This window comes from Galactobacter sp. (genome assembly GCF_022712295.1).
Classification (GTDB): Bacteria; Actinomycetota; Actinomycetes; order Actinomycetales; family Micrococcaceae; genus Galactobacter.
This window is the reverse complement of sequence record NZ_JALAGT010000005.1, coordinates 24,909-39,606: the sequence shown is the minus strand read 5'-3', so window position 1 is coordinate 39,606 and position 14,698 is coordinate 24,909. Positions and strand designations below refer to the sequence as shown.

Here is a 14,698-nt window from a genome sequence, read left to right as displayed (position 1 = left end):
TACGCCGGGAAAAGCCAAGGCGGTGAGGGAGAACCCTCACCGCCTTGGCTTTCGTCGTTCACTGGGTACTACAGCCGACCCTGAGCGATGGCCAGCATGCGGCGCAGCGGCTCGGCCGCGCCCCAGAGCAGCTGATCACCCACGGTGAAGGCAGAGATGTACTGGGAGCCCATCTCGAGCTGCCGCAGGCGACCGACCGGCACCGTGAGCGTGCCCGAGGAGGCCACCGGGGTCAGATCCTCCATGGAGGCCTCACGCGTGTTGGGAACCACCTTGGACCACTCGTTGTCCTCATCCAGCAGGCGGGACACCTCGTCGAGGGAGACGTCCTCACGCAGTTTGATGGTCAGCGCCTGAGAGTGGGAGCGCATGGCGCCGATGCGGACGCAGAGGCCGTCCACGATGACCTTGTCCGCCTCGGAGCGACCCAGGATCTTGTTGGTCTCGACTCCGGCCTTCCACTCCTCCTTGGACTGACCGTTGCCCAGATCCTTGTCGATCCACGGGATCAGGTTGCCTGCCAGCGGCACGCCGAACTGCGTGGCATCGAGCTCACCTGAGCGCTGCTTGGCCAGCACCTTGCGGTCGATGTCCAGGATGGCCGACGCCGGGTCGGCCAGTTCAGCGCTGACGGACGCGTTGATCTCGCCGAACTGGGTGAGCAGTTCCCGCATGTGGCGGGCGCCGCCGCCCGAAGCAGCCTGGTAGGTCATGGAGGTGGCCCACTCGACGAGGCCGTTGCGGAAGAGCCCGCCGAGGCCCATGAGCATGCAGGATACGGTGCAGTTGCCGCCCACATAGTCCTTGGTTCCGCGGTCCAGGCCTGCATCGATCACGTCACGATTGACGGGATCGAGCACGATGATGGAATCCTCGGCCGTGCGCAGCGTGGAGGCCGCGTCGATCCAGATCCCGTCCCAGCCCGAGGCCCGCAGGCGCGAATGCACCGCAGTGGTGTAGTCGCCGCCCTGGGTCGTGACGATGATGGGCAGCTTCGCCAACTCGTCGAGGTCATGGGCGTCCTTCAGCGCGGGCGCGGCGGAGGCGAAGGCCGGGGCGGGCGCTCCGGCCTGGGAAGTGGAGAAGAAGACGGGATCGATGGAGGAGAAGTCGCCCTCCTCCTGCAGGCGCTGCATGAGCACGGAGCCCACCATGCCGCGATAACCGACGAATCCTACTGCCTGTGAAGTCATGCCTCCATGCTACGGATTCCACGAGCATTGGCCCGAACGTGTGACGGGACCAACGCACTGTGACGGCCCTTCCCTCCACCCACCGTGCACGGCATACTTGCAGGCGTCCGAAGCCGTCCCCGAACGCCTCAGCGAACCGACCTGATGAGGACACGATCATCATGACCAAGAATCTGGCAACCTACATCGCACTCCCCGGCAACGCAGCAGAGGCCATGAAACACTGGCAGGAGGTCTTCGGCGGTGAACTCGAGTTGATCACGTATGGTGACAATCCGATGCCGGGCCTGCCCTTCGAGCCGGATCCCAACTGGGTTGCGCACGCGACCCTGACCCTGCCCGGCGGCACCATCTCCGGGGCGGATGCCATGCCGGACGAGCGCGACAACCCCATCAGGGACACCGTGTACTCGCTGCTCTACACCACGGACACCCCAGACGAGGCGCGGGAGCTGATCGCCGGGCTCCAGGGCGGTGGCGGGAGCATCAACCTGCCCTTCGAGCAGGCACCGTGGGGGGACTGGTACGGCCAGGTCTTCGATCGTTTCGGCGTGATGTGGTCCTTCAACTGCCCTGCATGAAATGGACGGGCCCGGTCACACCGTCGTGATCAGGCCTCGTCCTTTCCCTCCGTACGCTTGCGTTCGGCGTCTGCTTGCTCGCGCGCCTCGATCTCGAGTGCCTCACGTGCGTTGAAGGCGTCGATGGCCTCTTCGTCGCTCATCTGTTCGTCGATCGCGGCGAGATCTTGGTCAAGGAGCTTCTTGCGCTTGCCGATCGCGTAGACGGCACCCCACACGAAGACCTGGGTCACCACCACGATGAGGATGACCCCCAGGATCTTGCGGTCGATGATGATGGACCAGATCCCCATCGCCACCGACACGAGGCCCAGGATGGGCAGCAGCATGTACCCCAGGAGGAACCAGGTCTCCTGACGCTGGGCCAATGGGGTTGGTTCGGTAGGGACAGCCATGAGGGTCAGTTGGCCTTTCGGTGCAGTTCGAAGCGGTAGCCGGGGCCTTTGTCTCCCCGTTGGAATCCCCTGGCGGGCCAGGCCGCCGCGAGTGTGAAGTCGGGCCCGAGTGCGGGTGCCCGGGTGTCGCCGTCGGGCACGTCGAGGTCCAGGACTGTGACCACGGCGGCGTCCAAGTCACCGGCGGCCAGAGCGTCGGCGTAGACCCGCCCGCCGCCTGCCACCCACACCATGCCCGACGTGCTGAGCTCGGCTCCGCGCCGCAAGGCGGCCTCCAGCGTGCTCGCCGGCTCCGCCGGCGCGTCCGGTCGGGAGGCGGCGGACACGTCGTCGGCCATGGTCTGCCGCGAGGTGATGACCAGTGAAGTGCGCCCGGCGAACGGGCGGAAACGGGCCGGGATCGACTCCCACGTGCGCCGGCCCATGACCAGCGGAGAACCCCACGTGAGTGCGGCGAAGTTCTTCATGTCTTCCGGGGCGTGCCAGGGCATGGTGCCGCCGCGGCCGATGAAACCGTCGCGGCTCTGCGCCCAGATGGCGCCCACCGTGGCGGCGGGTAGGGACCGGACCGCGCGGACGAAGGGGTGGTCCTCGCCCAGGGGATGAGCGGGTGCAGCAGGTACGTCCATCAGACGGCGACCGGGGCCTTGATGGTGGGGTGGTGGAGGTAGTCGTGGACCTCGAAGTCCTCGAACGTGTAGTCGAGGATGGACTCCGGTGTGCGAGCGAACGTCAGTGTGGGGGAGGGGTACGGGTCGCGCGAGAGCTGTTCGCGGACCTGGTCAACGTGGTTGTCGTAGATGTGGCAGTCCCCTCCCGTCCAGATGAATTCGGCAGGCTCCAGGCCGGTTTGGTCCGCGATCATGCGTGTGAGCAGCGCATACTCTGCGATGTTGAACGGGACGCCGAGGAAGAGGTCGGCACTGCGCTGGTAGAGCTGGCAGGAGAGTTTGCCGTCCGCCACGTAGAACTGGAAGAACGCGTGGCATGGGGGCAGGGCCATGTTCTCGATCTCGGCGACGTTCCACGCAGAGACGATGTGACGTCGCGAATCCGGGTTGGTGCGGATCTGCTCCACCACGTTCGTGATCTGGTCAATGTGCTCACCGCTGGGTGTGGGCCAAGAGCGCCACTGGACCCCGTACACCGGGCCCAACTCGCCCTGCGCATCCGCCCATTCGTCCCAGATCCTCACGCCCTGCTCCTTCAGCCAGGCGGTATTGGACTCACCGCGCAGGAACCAGAGCATCTCCAACGCCAGGGACTTGAAATGCACCCGCTTGGTGGTCACCAGGGGGAAGCGGTTCCCGGAGAGGTCGAAGCGCAACTGGCGGCCGAACACCGAGGTGGTGCCTGTCCCGGTTCGGTCGGACTTGTGCGTGCCGTTGTCCAGGACGTCTGCGAGCAGGTCCTCATAGGTGGAAGGGTTCGCGCTCATGGTCCTCCAGTCTAATGGTCGCCGGACGGCCCGGGTCCGTCCGGCGCGCGCCGTCACGGCTGGTGCAGGAGCACCTTGTACTGCGGGAAGCGCTCCAGGTACTGCGCAACGTAGGAGCACGTGGGAATGATCTTCTCCTCGCGCGCCCAGATGCGCTCCAACACGATGGTCACCAGGGCGCGGGCATAGCCACGGCGGGAGAACTCCTCCTTGATGATGGTGTGCTGCAGGTCAACGATCCCGTACTCGGCGGAATACCCCACGAAACCGATGAATTCCTCGCCGTCGAAGAGATCGTAGCGTTCGTGGGCCAGGTCCTGGATCACGTGCACGGAATCGAACGGGATCAGTGCTGTGGAGCGGGGCATGACTACTCCTTCGGCGTTCATGGTGGTGCGTGCGGGTGGGTGACTTCGATCCTAGTCCGGAGCGGGGACTTAGTCGTCGAAGGGCTCGTGGACCTCGACGGAGACGATGCGTGTGAGGTCGTCGACGGGACGGTGCACCACGATCACCGCTCCTGGACGCAGGTAGGGGTCCTTGGCCGGCAGCGTCCTGTCGCAACCCTGGACGCCATGGGAGGCCAGAACGGGAAGCAACGTGGGCAGAACAGGACGGTGCGTGCACACCAGCTGGCAGTGCGACTTGGTGAGCAGCTTCTCCAGGGCCTTCACCGCCTTGGCCGGGTGCTTGGTCGCGGAGTGCTCGGTCAGCGCGGGAACGGTGCGAACTTGGATCCCCTGGGCGGCGGCATACGGTGCAACGGTCTGCATGCAACGCCGCCACGGGCTGGAACGCACCCTGGAGGGCCTCCACGCGGTGAGCAGTGCTGCCAGGGACTCCGCCTGCCTCACGCCGGAGGTCGCCAGCGGGCGCTCACCCTCGGCTCGCGTCCACCCTGAGCGCGGCTTAGCCTTGGCGTGGCGCGCGAGGATCAGGGCTGAGGTGTCCAAGGCATGGGCGTCGTGGGCCGCCGCCAGGGCCTGCAACGGCAGCCGATCGGCCTCGTTGCTCAGCCGCTCCAACGCGTCCCCGACATCGAGCCAGGCGCATCCGTCCACCTCGCGACCGTCCCCTCGAGGCGTTCCGGTGGCGTGGGCTGCCCAGTAGTAGACCGCCTTGGAGCCCTTGGACATGTCATAGCTGATGGCGGTCAGGGGGATGCCGAGAGTGATCTTGAGCCCCCCCTCCTCCTTGACCTCCCTGACCGCGCACTGGGCCAGTGTCTCGCCCTTCTCCAGCTTGCCCTTCGGGAAGGACCAGTCGTCGTACTTGGGTCGGTGGATCACCAGGACTTGGAGGCGGCCCTGATGCCGTCGCCACGGGAGGGCGCCGGCTGCCAGAACCTTGAACGACTTCTCGGTGAAGTCTTGGGGATCACACGAACGCAGCGGCCTTTGCACCGACGAACTCATGAGCGCCTGGCCGCGGAACGTTCGCGGGAGCGCAGCAGGTACTCCTGGATGTCCATGAGCGCGGATCCGCTCTGGTCCAAGTGGTGACGTGTCCAGGTGCCGTCCGCGTCGAGGTGCCACGAGGCCGTTCCGGCGTCCAAGTACTTGTCGAGCAGGGCGAGCAGTTCGGCCTTGTCCTCCGCATTGGAGAGGGCAACCAGCGCCTCCACCCGGCGATCCAGGTTTCGGTGCATCATGTCCGCGCTGCCGATGTAGACGATGGGTTCGCCCTCGTTGGAGAAGGCGAACACTCTGGAGTGCTCCAGGAACCGTCCGAGCACGGAACGCACCCGGATGTTGTCGGAGAGTCCGGCGACGCCCGGACGGAGCGAGCAGATGCCACGCACGATCACGTCGACCTTCACCCCGGCCTGGGAGGCACGGTAGAGGGCGTCGATGATGGCCTCGTCCACCATGGAATTGACCTTGATGACAACGCGGGCATCGAGCCCCTTGTGGCGGGCCGCGATCTCCCGCTCGATCAGGTCGATCAGGCCGGAGCGTAGCGAGCGCGGCGCCACGAGCAGACGTTTGAACGTGGTCTTGGGCGCATACCCGGAGAGCTGGTTGAAGAGCTTGGAGACGTCCTCACCCACCTGCTCGTCGCAGGTGAGCAGCCCCAGGTCCTCGTAGTAGCGGGCGGTGCGTGGGTGGTAGTTGCCCGTTCCGATATGTACGTAGCGGCGCATGATTCCCTTCTCGCGGCGGACCACGAGGGAGAGCTTCGAGTGGGTCTTCAGGCCGACGATGCCGTAGACCACGTGCACCCCGGCCTGTTCGAGTTTCCTGGCCCAGGAGATGTTCGCCTGCTCATCGAAGCGGGCCTTGATCTCCACGAGCGCCAACACCTGTTTACCGGCCTCGGCAGCATCGATCAGGGCGTCCACGATGGGGGAGTCACCCGAAGTCCGGTACAGGGTCTGCTTGATCGCCACGACCTTGGGGTCAGCGGCCGCCTGCTCCAAGAAGGCCTGCACCGAGGTGGAGAAGGAATCGTAGGGGTGGTGCAGCAGGATGTCCCTGCGGCGCACGGCAGCGAAGACGTCTGCGGCCTTGGACGTTTCCGATTCGTTGAGGAAGCGGGACGTGCGGGCCAGATGCTTCGGGTAGTGCAGGTCCCGTCGGTCGATCCCCGCGATGTCCCCGAGGCCGCGCAGGTCCAGGGGAGAGGGTAGGGAGAAGACCTCGTCCTGGGACACACCGAGTTCCCTGACCAACAGGTCACGCACCGAATCGGAGATGTCATCGGCGATCTCGAGGCGTACGGGCGGACCGAAGCGGCGCCGCAACAATTCCTTCTCCAGCGCCTGGAGCAGGTTCTCCGCGTCGTCTTCCTCGACCTCCAGGTCCTCGTTACGCGTCACCCGGAAGGTATGGAACTCCACGACCTCCATGCCCGGGAACAGGGCCTCGAGGTGGACGCCGATGACCTTCTCCAACGGGATGAAGCGGGCCGGGGAGTTCTTGGAGTGGCCGGCACGCGGCCCGTCCACAGATACCAGCCTGGGCAACGCGTCCGGGACCTTGAGACGAGCGAAGAGTTGCTTGTTGGTCAGCGGGTTACGCACCAAGACGGCCAGGTTGAGGCTCAGCCCCGAGATGTACGGGAACGGGTGAGCGGGGTCCACTGCCAAGGGGGTCAGCACCGGGAAGACCTGTTCCTTGAACCACGTACCGAGCCGGTCCTGCTCGGGCTGGGCCAGTTCATCCCAGCGCACCAGGTGGATGTTCTCGTCGGCCAGAGCCGGGACCACCGACTCGGCGAAGGCCCGTGCATGGCGCACCTGCAGCTCATGGGCTCGGCCGAGGAGGGCCTCGAGCTGGTCAACCGGATTCACGCCTGCAGCGGTAGGGACGGCGATGTCGGCGGCGATGCGGCGTTTCAGGCCCGCCACCCGGACCATGAAGAACTCGTCAAGGTTGGAGGCGAAGATGGAGAGGAAATTGACCCGCTCGAGCAGGAACAGGTCGGGGTCCTCTGCCAGTTCCAACACCCTGGCGTTGAAGTCCAGCCAACTCATCTCCCGGTCGAGGAAGCGGTCGAGTGAGAAGCCGCCCTCGGGCTCCGCGGCAGGGGCGAACTCGGGCAGTTCGATGCGGTCCACAGTTGCCTTGGACGGGGTCGTATCGCGATCGGGCAGGGCGCTGTTCTCGGAGTCGTTGTCCACGGTCACGAGTTTAGTCGCCTTCGGGTTGCATCACAGTGAACTTCGGACGGACTAGGAACGCGAATAGAGCACGTCGGAGTCGGCCAAGGTGAAGCCCAAGGACGTGTAGAGGCCGACGGCGGGTTCGTTGTCCGCCTCGACGTAGAGCAGGATCTTGGGGGCTCCCGAGTCCGCGAGGTGATGTAGACCGGCCACCGTGAGCGCACGGCCGAGCCCCGACCCCTGCGCTTCGGGTGCGATGCCCACCGCATAGACCTCGCCCTCGGCCACCGAGCCGTCTGCTGCCTTGGTGACCTTGGTCCAATGGAAGCCCAACAGCTTGTCTTCGGCGGAACGAGCCAGGAAGAAACCTTCAGGGTCGAACCAGTCCTCCGCCTCTCTGGCCTGAAGGTCACCCAGCGTCATACGGCCCTGCTCAGGGTGGAAATCGAAGGCTGCGGCGTTCACCGCCAACCAATCTGCTTCGTCCTTGCCGACCTGGAAGGTGTCCAAGGTGACCGAATCAGGGAAGGAGGCCGCCGGCAGGGACGTCACCTTCTCCGGCGAGACCGCCATGACCCACAGCTCACGGGTAGGACGCAATCCGAGCTGCTGCGCCAAGTGTGCGGCGGCGGGGTGACCGCCGTGTGACCACGCCTGCAACGGCGCCTCGGGGGAGAGGCCTTCCACCGCCCAGGTTGCCAGAGCGGCGCCCAGGCCGCGGCCGCGGGCCACCGGATGAACCACCAACTCGACGAGTGCGCCGGTGCCGACCGAGCCGTTCGGCCCTGGCTCCTCCAGATCGGTGATGACGGCGGCGGCCGCGAAGGCATCGCCGGAGGGGATGAACGCGCCACGTACCCCGTGGTCGCCGGCGCGCAGGGCCGCCCAGGTCTGGTCGTTGAACGGTGGATGTCCGTCCACAGCATTACCGGCCGAGGCCAGTACGCGCAGGGACTCCAGCTGGGAGGCGTCCGGGGAACCGGTGAACGGCGTCAGGGGGAAATCCATGGTGCCCACGCTACCGGGGCCCTGGGACCGGGATCACTCCGCCTCGTTCTCCTCCGGGGTGGAGGCGGCGAAGCGGTAGCCCACGTTCCGGACCGTCCCGATGAGCTGATCGTGGTCGGAACCCAGCTTCGCGCGCAGGCGACGCACGTGAACATCCACCGTGCGGGTTCCTCCGAAGTAGTCGTAGCCCCAGACCTCTTGCAGAAGGGCCTCACGCGTGAAGACCCGACCGGGATGACCGGCAAGGTACTTCAGCAACTCGAATTCCTTGAAGGTCAGGTTCAACGCCCTGCCCGCGACCTTGGCCGTGTAGGAGTCCTCATCGATCACCACGCCGGAGACCCTGATCTTCATGGGTCCGGGTTCGGGATCGGCATGGTGGCGGCTTGCAAGCCGTAGCCGGGCCTCGACCTCGGCGGGACCGGACCCCGCCAACATCACGTCATCCGCACCCCACTGCGGACCCACGGCAGCCATGCCACCCTCGGTCAGGACGAGAAGAACGGGAACGTCCAGGCGCACCGTGGAGGCGGACTGACACAATGCGCGGGAACCTGCCAGGTCGGTGGTGGCGTCCACGAGAACCAGATCGTAACCGGTGGCCTTGACCAGGGAGGCCGTCTCCGGGGCGCCGAGCTCCACCTCGTGGCCAAGGAGATCCAAGGAGGGCAGGACGGCACCCACCGCCGGTGCGGTAGTGAGCAACAGGACGTGTGCCACGGCCTCAACCTTTCGTGAGAATTCGCCTTCTTCAACGGCGACCCTTGAGGGCCCCCTCCGACGTGTCTCTCGCTTCCATGCGGGAACCGGATGAGTCCCAGGTCACCGATGAGAGTCTATAAGCCCTCGTGTTCCGGGCATGTTTCCGGCAGATTCCGTGTGTCACCGGAAGATCACGAGGGTGCTGCCGAAAGCCGCCCACGTCGTCACCGAGACATGACGCAGGCCTCGCGATGGGTGAACACCTCCGGTTCAGGACGCGGGGCTCGACCCCGTGGAAAGCGGCACCGCGTGGAAAGATGAACCCCGTGAGGATTTTGGCTGCACTGATTTCATTCCTCGTCGCCGCTGCCGCGACGCTGCTTCCGCTCTCCCTGCCCACGGATGCCTGGGGCACCGCGCCGGAACTGGTGGTTGTGGCCGTGCTGTGTGCGGTGATGGTGGCGCTGCTTCCACGAGTGGCCGTGGACGCGACCCCGTTGCTCTCCACCGTGATCGGGGCACTGAGCGCCGGTGCCGCGTTGGCCGTAGTGGCAACGGCGTCCGAATCGAGGCCGTTCCAGCACTGGATCCTGGTCCCCGCCGTCGCCACGCTCGTCGCCTTCCTCGCTCAATTGCTCCGCGGTACGGGCGCAAGCGCTCGCACCGACTCACTCTCCACATCGCTGGCCACCGCCCTGCTCGGCGCATCCGGCTCCGGGTGGTTCGTGGCCTGGCAGGCTGACGCCGGCGCAATGGGTCTCATCGTCGCCGTGGTCGGAGTCCTCATCGGTACGGCCGCCTCGTTGGCGCTCGCCGCGCGGGGAATGCGGACCCAGGACGCGCAGATGCCCGACGCTGCGGTGCCCGCCTCGCGTGGCGCCCTCACCGCCCGCTGGATCCTGGGTGGGGGCGCCGGGATCGTCGCCGCCGGTGCGCCTGTGGCGATGGTCATCACCGTGCTGCAGGATCGGCTTTCCTGACCACCGCCCCGAGCGGATAGGATGTCCCCATGCATGGTGAATACATCGGTCTCGAAATCTTCTTCTACTGCCTGCTCGGCGTCGCCGGCGTCTCCATGGCCGCCTTTGCCGGCCTGGTGGTGTCCAAGCTCTTCAAGGGTCAGAAGTAAGTAGATCCCCCACGATGGTGATCGAACTTCCGGTCGACCTCACGCCTGAACTGGTCCCGCTCTCCTGGTTGCTCGGCAGCTGGGAGGGCTACGGCATGCTCGGCGAGGGCGAGGACGGCGACCAGCACATCTTCCAGCGAGCCACGTTCGTGGACAACGGCCTTCCCGTGGTGGAATACCGCGCGGAGACCTGGATCGCGGACCCGGACGGCACCGTGGTGCGCCCGCTGAGCGTCGAGAGCGGCTTCTGGCAGCTCGACCGCGAACTCGTGGACGCTGACGGGGGCCCGGGGCTCATTCCCGGCGACGTGGTTCCTGCCCTGCGCAACGCTGACGCCGTCGAGGAACTGCGCAACGAGGAGGGCGGATTCGACCTGCAGGTCAGCATCAACCATCCCCGCGGGGTCTCGGAGCAGTACTACGGCGTCATCAAGGGTCCTCAGGTCACCTTGGCCACCGACGGAGTCATGCGCGGGAAGAACTCCCGCGAGTACGTCTCGGCCACCCGCATCTTCGGGCTGGTGAACAACGATCTGTTGTGGCGCTGGGACGTCTCCACCGGCAACGACCTGAAGGCACACGCCTCCGCCGCTCTCAGGAAGGTGGAACCGCCCAAGGGTAAGCACCAGGGCGGGGACAACGCGCCAGTCGATGAACCAGGCGACGAGGAAGACCCCAACGCATGACGCACAACAATGACTCGACGGCCGCTTCCACTCAGGTGGGGGCGGCCTCGCCATATCGGTCGCCACTACTGGACCTCGACGGGGCGGTGGAAGCGGCAGGAGCCGGAGTGGCCGACCACTACGGCGCTCCACTGCGTGAGGGGCGGGCGCTGGCGGACGGCCGCGCCTTCGTGGACCTGTCCCACTTCGGTGTGGTGACGGTGACCGGCCCGGACCGTCTCTCCTGGCTCCACTCGCTGTCCTCACAGGCGCTCACGGGCTTGCCGGAGGGGACAAGCACCCGCACCCTTTTTCTAGACCTGCAGGGTCGGATCGAGTTCGACGCGCGGGTCGTGGATCAGGGCGGAACCGCCTACCTGATCCTGGAACCCGGCCTGGCTGCGGGACTGGCGGCTTGGCTGGATTCCATGCGTTTCATGCTGCGCGTCGAGGTCGCGGACGTCTCGGAACGGTGGGCCGTACTCGCCACCGGCGGCGAGTGGCCTGCGGACGCCGCGGCAGCGGCGTCGTCGGGCATCGAATGGGTGGACCCCTGGCCGGACATCCCTGCAGGGGGGTACCCCTACGGGCCGGTGGAGGACCACCCGGGATTCGAGACCGAACGGCGGCTGGTCCTGGTGCCGCGGGAGTCACTGACCATCGTGGCACAGGCGTTGCAGGAGGCCGGTTGGCGGCCGGCGGGACTGGACGCCTATGAGCAGGTCCGTATCGCCGCATGGCAGCCATCCCAGGCCCACGAAATGGACAACAAGTCCATTCCGCACGAACTGGACCTGCTGCGCAGCGCCGTGCACCTGAACAAGGGTTGCTACAAGGGCCAGGAGACCGTTGCTCGAGTGCACAACCTGGGCCATCCGCCCAGGCGCCTGGTGTTCTTGGACCTGGACGGCATGGAACACACCGTGCCTGCAGCAGGTTCTGCCGTGATGGCAGACGGCCGCAAGGTCGGGACCGTGACCTCCTCCGTGCTTCATCACGACGCTGGTCCCATCGCCCTTGCCGTCATCCGGCGGGCGGTGGACCCCGGGCTCGAACTGAGCGTGGTGGACGGCGAGACCAGCTACACCGCAGCGCAGACCGTCATCGTGGCCCCTGAAGCGGGCTCCGTGGTGGGACGGCCGCAGGGAATCAAGCGCCTCTGAGGCCGCCGCTGGTACTGCCGTGCCGTTTCGCGGGGGCGGGCCGGATCAGCCGAAGAGGATGGCGGCCTCGTCGTACCGGGACTGCGGCACGGTCTTGAGGGACTCTAGTGCCTCGGACATGGGCACGCGCTCCAACTCGGTGCCACGAAGTGCAGGCATCTGATCCCAGGCCTTGGCCGCAACCAAGTCCGAAGCCGCCATACCCATGCGGGTGGCAAGGACGCGGTCGAAGGCGGTGGGGGTGCCGCCGCGCTGAATGTGGCCCAGCGTGGTGGCGCGGGTCTCCACGCCGGAGAGCTCCTCGAGGATCGGGGCGATCCGGTCGCCGATGCCGCCAAGCCGCATGCGGCCGTCGCGGGCCGCGCCCTGAGGCGTGTAGTCGCCCTCGTCGCCCAGGGGGCTGAAGCCCTCGGCCACGACGACCAGCGGGGCACGGCCGCGGTCGAAGGCCTCCTTGACCCACTCGGCCACCTGTTCCAGGGACACCGTCTGTTCGGGGATCAGGATGGCGTGTGCGCCGGCAGCCATGCCCGCGTGAAGCGCGATCCACCCGGCGTGACGGCCCATGACCTCGGCGACCATGCACCGGTGATGGGACTCACCGGTGGTACGCAGACGGTCCATGGCCTCCGTCCCGATCTGGACAGCGGTGTCGAACCCGAACGTGTAATCGGTGACACCGAGATCGTTGTCGATGGTCTTCGGGACACCGATGATGGGCAGGCCTGCCTCCGCCAGACGATGGGCGCCGGCCAGGGTTCCCTCACCACCGATCGCCACGAGGGCCTCGATGCCCTGACGCTCGAGCACCTGTGCGATGTGCTCCGGTCCGCCATTGGGGTGGTTGTACGGATGGGTGCGGCTGGTGCCCAGAATGGTGCCGCCCTGCTTGGAGATGCCACGGACCAGATGGCGTTCCAATTCGATGGCGTCCTCTTCGATGACGCCCCTCCACCCGTCCAGGAAACCGACGTACTCCTGGTCGTGAGTCTTGATGCCGTTGAGAACTGCCCCGCGGATGACCGCGTTCAGGCCGGGGCAGTCGCCGCCGCTGGTCATGATGCCGACACGCATGAGGTTCCTTCTGTAGTAAAGCGTGAGGCGCGTCGTTGGGCCCCGCGAAATGTTTCCAACAGGAGTCTAGTGCTTCAGATCACGTTGGCAGGACCCGCGAGACCGCACGTGTGTGCAGAGGCGGGCGTCTCAGTTGCGACGCCGTCCGCGCCCCGAGTCGATGAGCCGTTCGAGAACGATGGATTCGTCCCGCCAAGGGATCAGCAACCACGCCACGAGGTAGGTGAGCCACCCGATGAACGGCAGCAACATGGCCACCATCACGATCAAGCGCACCAGGCCCGGGTCACAGCCGAGGCTGCGGGAGATGCCGTGGCAGACCCCACCCAGGATGCGGCGTGGGCCACGACGCAGGGACTGCCTGCGCAACAGATTGAAGAAACCGTTCAGCATAGGTACCGGCCTCAGGAGAGCAGGTCGCGGATGCGGGTCACTCCCTGCACCAGGTCATCGTCACCCAGAGCGTAGGAGAGTCGCAGGAAACCGGACGGCCCGAAGGCCTCGCCGGGGACCACTGCCACCTCGGCTCGTTCCAGGATGAAATCGGCCAGTTCTGCCGAGGTGGTGGGGGTGACACCGTGGTAGGTCTTGCCGAGGGCGCCACGGACATCCGGGTAGGCGTAGAAGGCGCCCTTGGGTGTTGGGCACTCGAAACCCGGAACGGAGTTGAGGAGCTCGACCATCAGCTTCCGACGACGGTCGAAGGCCTCCTTCATCTGGTCCACGGCGGTCAAGGGCCCGGAAACGGCGGCGGCGGCAGCCATCTGGGAAACGTTTGAGACGTTTCCGGTGGAGTGCGACTGAAGGTTGGAGGCGGCCTTGATGACGTCCTTGGGACCAACCATCCATCCGACCCTCCAGCCCGTCATGGCGTAGGTCTTGGCGACACCATTGAGGATCACGACCTTCTCCTGGCCGGGGGCCTGCGCCCACAGCGCGGGCGTGGCGGCTGCAATTGACGTGAACACCGCTTCGTCATAGGTGAGGTGCTCATAGATCTCGTCGGTGACGACCCAGAGGTCGTGCTCCACGGCCCAGGCGCCGATCGCGGCGGTCTCCTCGGGTGTGTAGACGGCACCGGTGGGGTTGGAGGGAGACACGAAGAGCAAGACCTTGGTGCGCGGCGTGCGAGCCGCTTCCAATTGCTCCACCGTCACCTTGTAGCCCTGCTCGGGGCCGGCGAAGACGTCCACCGGGACGCCGCCGGTCAGCCGGATGGACTCCGGGTAAGTGGTCCAGAAGGGGGCTGGGACCAAGACCTCGTCCCCCGGATCCAACAGTGTCTGGAACGTGTTGTAGACGGCCTGTTTACCACCGTTGGTGACCAGCACCTGGCCGTCGCCGACCTCGATGCCGGAATCCCGGCGGGTCTTCTCCTTGATGGCAGCGACAAGATCGGGTTGCCCCGTGGTGGGGGAGTACCGGTGGAATTTCGGGGTCCGCGCGGCCTCGACTGCCGCCTCCACGATGTAATCGGGAGTGGAGAAATCGGGTTCACCCGCTCCGAAGCCGATCACAGGACGGCCTGCGGCCTTGAGGGCCTTGGCCTTCGAGTCCACGGCCAGGGTCGCGGAAGGGGAAATGGAGCCGATGCGTGCGGAGATCCGTGCCATGCATCCGATCCTAGTCAGTGAAGCGGCGGCACGCCCAAGGCGGCCATCGTCACATTCCTACGGTTCGACGTCGGGGCCGATCGCATGTAGACTTTTACCTCGGTGTGGAGCGCGCGAGTGTTCCGAACCGTTG

Annotated in this window: 16 protein-coding genes; 4 read left to right on the top strand and 12 right to left on the bottom strand. The window is 66.2% G+C overall.

Annotated features, from left to right (window positions below; translation table 11 throughout):
- Nucleotides 1-68: 68 nt before the first annotated feature.
- The gene (asd, locus tag Q0A15_RS00475; protein WP_291277573.1) at nucleotides 69-1,193 is read right to left on the bottom strand and encodes an aspartate-semialdehyde dehydrogenase; all 1,125 of its coding nucleotides are present in this window, start codon (nucleotides 1,191-1,193) and stop codon (nucleotides 69-71) included.
- 161 nt (nucleotides 1,194-1,354) lie between these two features.
- Between asd and Q0A15_RS00470 the strand changes: the two genes are divergently transcribed.
- Nucleotides 1,355-1,774, top strand: coding sequence for a VOC family protein (locus Q0A15_RS00470; protein WP_291277572.1), 420 nt, complete (start codon nucleotides 1,355-1,357; stop codon nucleotides 1,772-1,774).
- Between the two features lie 29 nt (nucleotides 1,775-1,803).
- On the opposite strand, the gene Q0A15_RS00465 is transcribed toward Q0A15_RS00470, so the two are convergent.
- From Q0A15_RS00465 to Q0A15_RS00430, 8 genes are all read right to left on the bottom strand, one after another.
- The gene (locus tag Q0A15_RS00465) at nucleotides 1,804-2,169 is read right to left on the bottom strand and encodes an NF038396 family protein (RefSeq protein WP_291277571.1); all 366 of its coding nucleotides are present in this window, start codon (nucleotides 2,167-2,169) and stop codon (nucleotides 1,804-1,806) included.
- A 5-nt stretch (nucleotides 2,170-2,174) separates the two neighbouring features.
- Nucleotides 2,175-2,798 (bottom strand): dihydrofolate reductase, encoded by a 624-nt coding sequence (locus tag Q0A15_RS00460; protein WP_291277570.1) that lies wholly within the window; start codon nucleotides 2,796-2,798, stop codon nucleotides 2,175-2,177.
- Nucleotides 2,798-3,607 (bottom strand): thymidylate synthase, encoded by an 810-nt coding sequence (locus tag Q0A15_RS00455; protein WP_291277569.1) that lies wholly within the window; start codon nucleotides 3,605-3,607, stop codon nucleotides 2,798-2,800. The genes Q0A15_RS00460 and Q0A15_RS00455 overlap by 1 nt, the downstream gene beginning before the upstream one ends.
- A gap of 53 nt (nucleotides 3,608-3,660) precedes the next feature.
- Complete coding sequence (locus tag Q0A15_RS00450; protein WP_291277568.1) at nucleotides 3,661-3,975, bottom strand: GNAT family N-acetyltransferase; 315 nt, start codon at nucleotides 3,973-3,975, stop codon at nucleotides 3,661-3,663.
- A gap of 69 nt (nucleotides 3,976-4,044) precedes the next feature.
- On the bottom strand, nucleotides 4,045-5,022 hold the full coding sequence (locus Q0A15_RS00445; RefSeq protein WP_291277567.1) for an NUDIX hydrolase: 978 nt from the start codon (nucleotides 5,020-5,022) through the stop codon (nucleotides 4,045-4,047).
- Nucleotides 5,019-7,235: an RNA degradosome polyphosphate kinase gene (locus Q0A15_RS00440; RefSeq protein ID WP_291277566.1), complete on the bottom strand. Its 2,217-nt coding sequence runs from the start codon at nucleotides 7,233-7,235 to the stop codon at nucleotides 5,019-5,021. The genes Q0A15_RS00445 and Q0A15_RS00440 overlap by 4 nt, the downstream gene beginning before the upstream one ends.
- A gap of 45 nt (nucleotides 7,236-7,280) precedes the next feature.
- The gene (gene mshD / locus Q0A15_RS00435; RefSeq protein WP_291277565.1) at nucleotides 7,281-8,219 is read right to left on the bottom strand and encodes a mycothiol synthase; all 939 of its coding nucleotides are present in this window, start codon (nucleotides 8,217-8,219) and stop codon (nucleotides 7,281-7,283) included.
- A 33-nt stretch (nucleotides 8,220-8,252) separates the two neighbouring features.
- Complete coding sequence (locus Q0A15_RS00430) at nucleotides 8,253-8,939, bottom strand: response regulator transcription factor (protein ID WP_291277564.1); 687 nt, start codon at nucleotides 8,937-8,939, stop codon at nucleotides 8,253-8,255.
- Nucleotides 8,940-9,247: 308 nt separating this feature from the next.
- On the opposite strand from Q0A15_RS00430, the gene Q0A15_RS00425 reads away from it, so the two are divergent.
- From Q0A15_RS00425 to Q0A15_RS00415, 3 genes are all read left to right on the top strand, one after another.
- Nucleotides 9,248-9,901: a hypothetical protein gene (locus Q0A15_RS00425; protein ID WP_291277563.1), complete on the top strand. Its 654-nt coding sequence runs from the start codon at nucleotides 9,248-9,250 to the stop codon at nucleotides 9,899-9,901.
- A 163-nt stretch (nucleotides 9,902-10,064) separates the two neighbouring features.
- Entirely contained in the window at nucleotides 10,065-10,736 is a 672-nt protein-coding gene (locus Q0A15_RS00420; protein ID WP_291277562.1) for an FABP family protein, read from the top strand.
- Nucleotides 10,733-11,878, top strand: coding sequence for a glycine cleavage T C-terminal barrel domain-containing protein (locus Q0A15_RS00415; RefSeq protein WP_291277561.1), 1,146 nt, complete (start codon nucleotides 10,733-10,735; stop codon nucleotides 11,876-11,878). The genes Q0A15_RS00420 and Q0A15_RS00415 overlap by 4 nt, the downstream gene beginning before the upstream one ends.
- A 45-nt stretch (nucleotides 11,879-11,923) precedes the next feature.
- Here the strand turns inward: Q0A15_RS00415 and Q0A15_RS00410 are convergent, their stop codons facing one another.
- The 3 genes from Q0A15_RS00410 to Q0A15_RS00400 form a co-directional block, all read right to left on the bottom strand.
- Nucleotides 11,924-12,952 carry an ATP-dependent 6-phosphofructokinase gene (locus Q0A15_RS00410; protein WP_291277560.1) on the bottom strand — a complete coding sequence of 343 codons (1,029 nt, stop codon included), beginning with the start codon at nucleotides 12,950-12,952 and terminating at the stop codon, nucleotides 11,924-11,926.
- Between the two features lie 129 nt (nucleotides 12,953-13,081).
- A complete protein-coding gene (locus tag Q0A15_RS00405; protein WP_291277559.1) occupies nucleotides 13,082-13,345 on the bottom strand; it encodes a PspC domain-containing protein in 264 nt (87 codons plus the stop codon).
- An 11-nt stretch (nucleotides 13,346-13,356) separates the two neighbouring features.
- Nucleotides 13,357-14,565, bottom strand: a complete 1,209-nt coding sequence (locus Q0A15_RS00400; RefSeq protein WP_291277558.1) for a pyridoxal phosphate-dependent aminotransferase — start codon at nucleotides 14,563-14,565, stop codon at nucleotides 13,357-13,359.
- Nucleotides 14,566-14,698 lie beyond the last annotated feature (133 nt).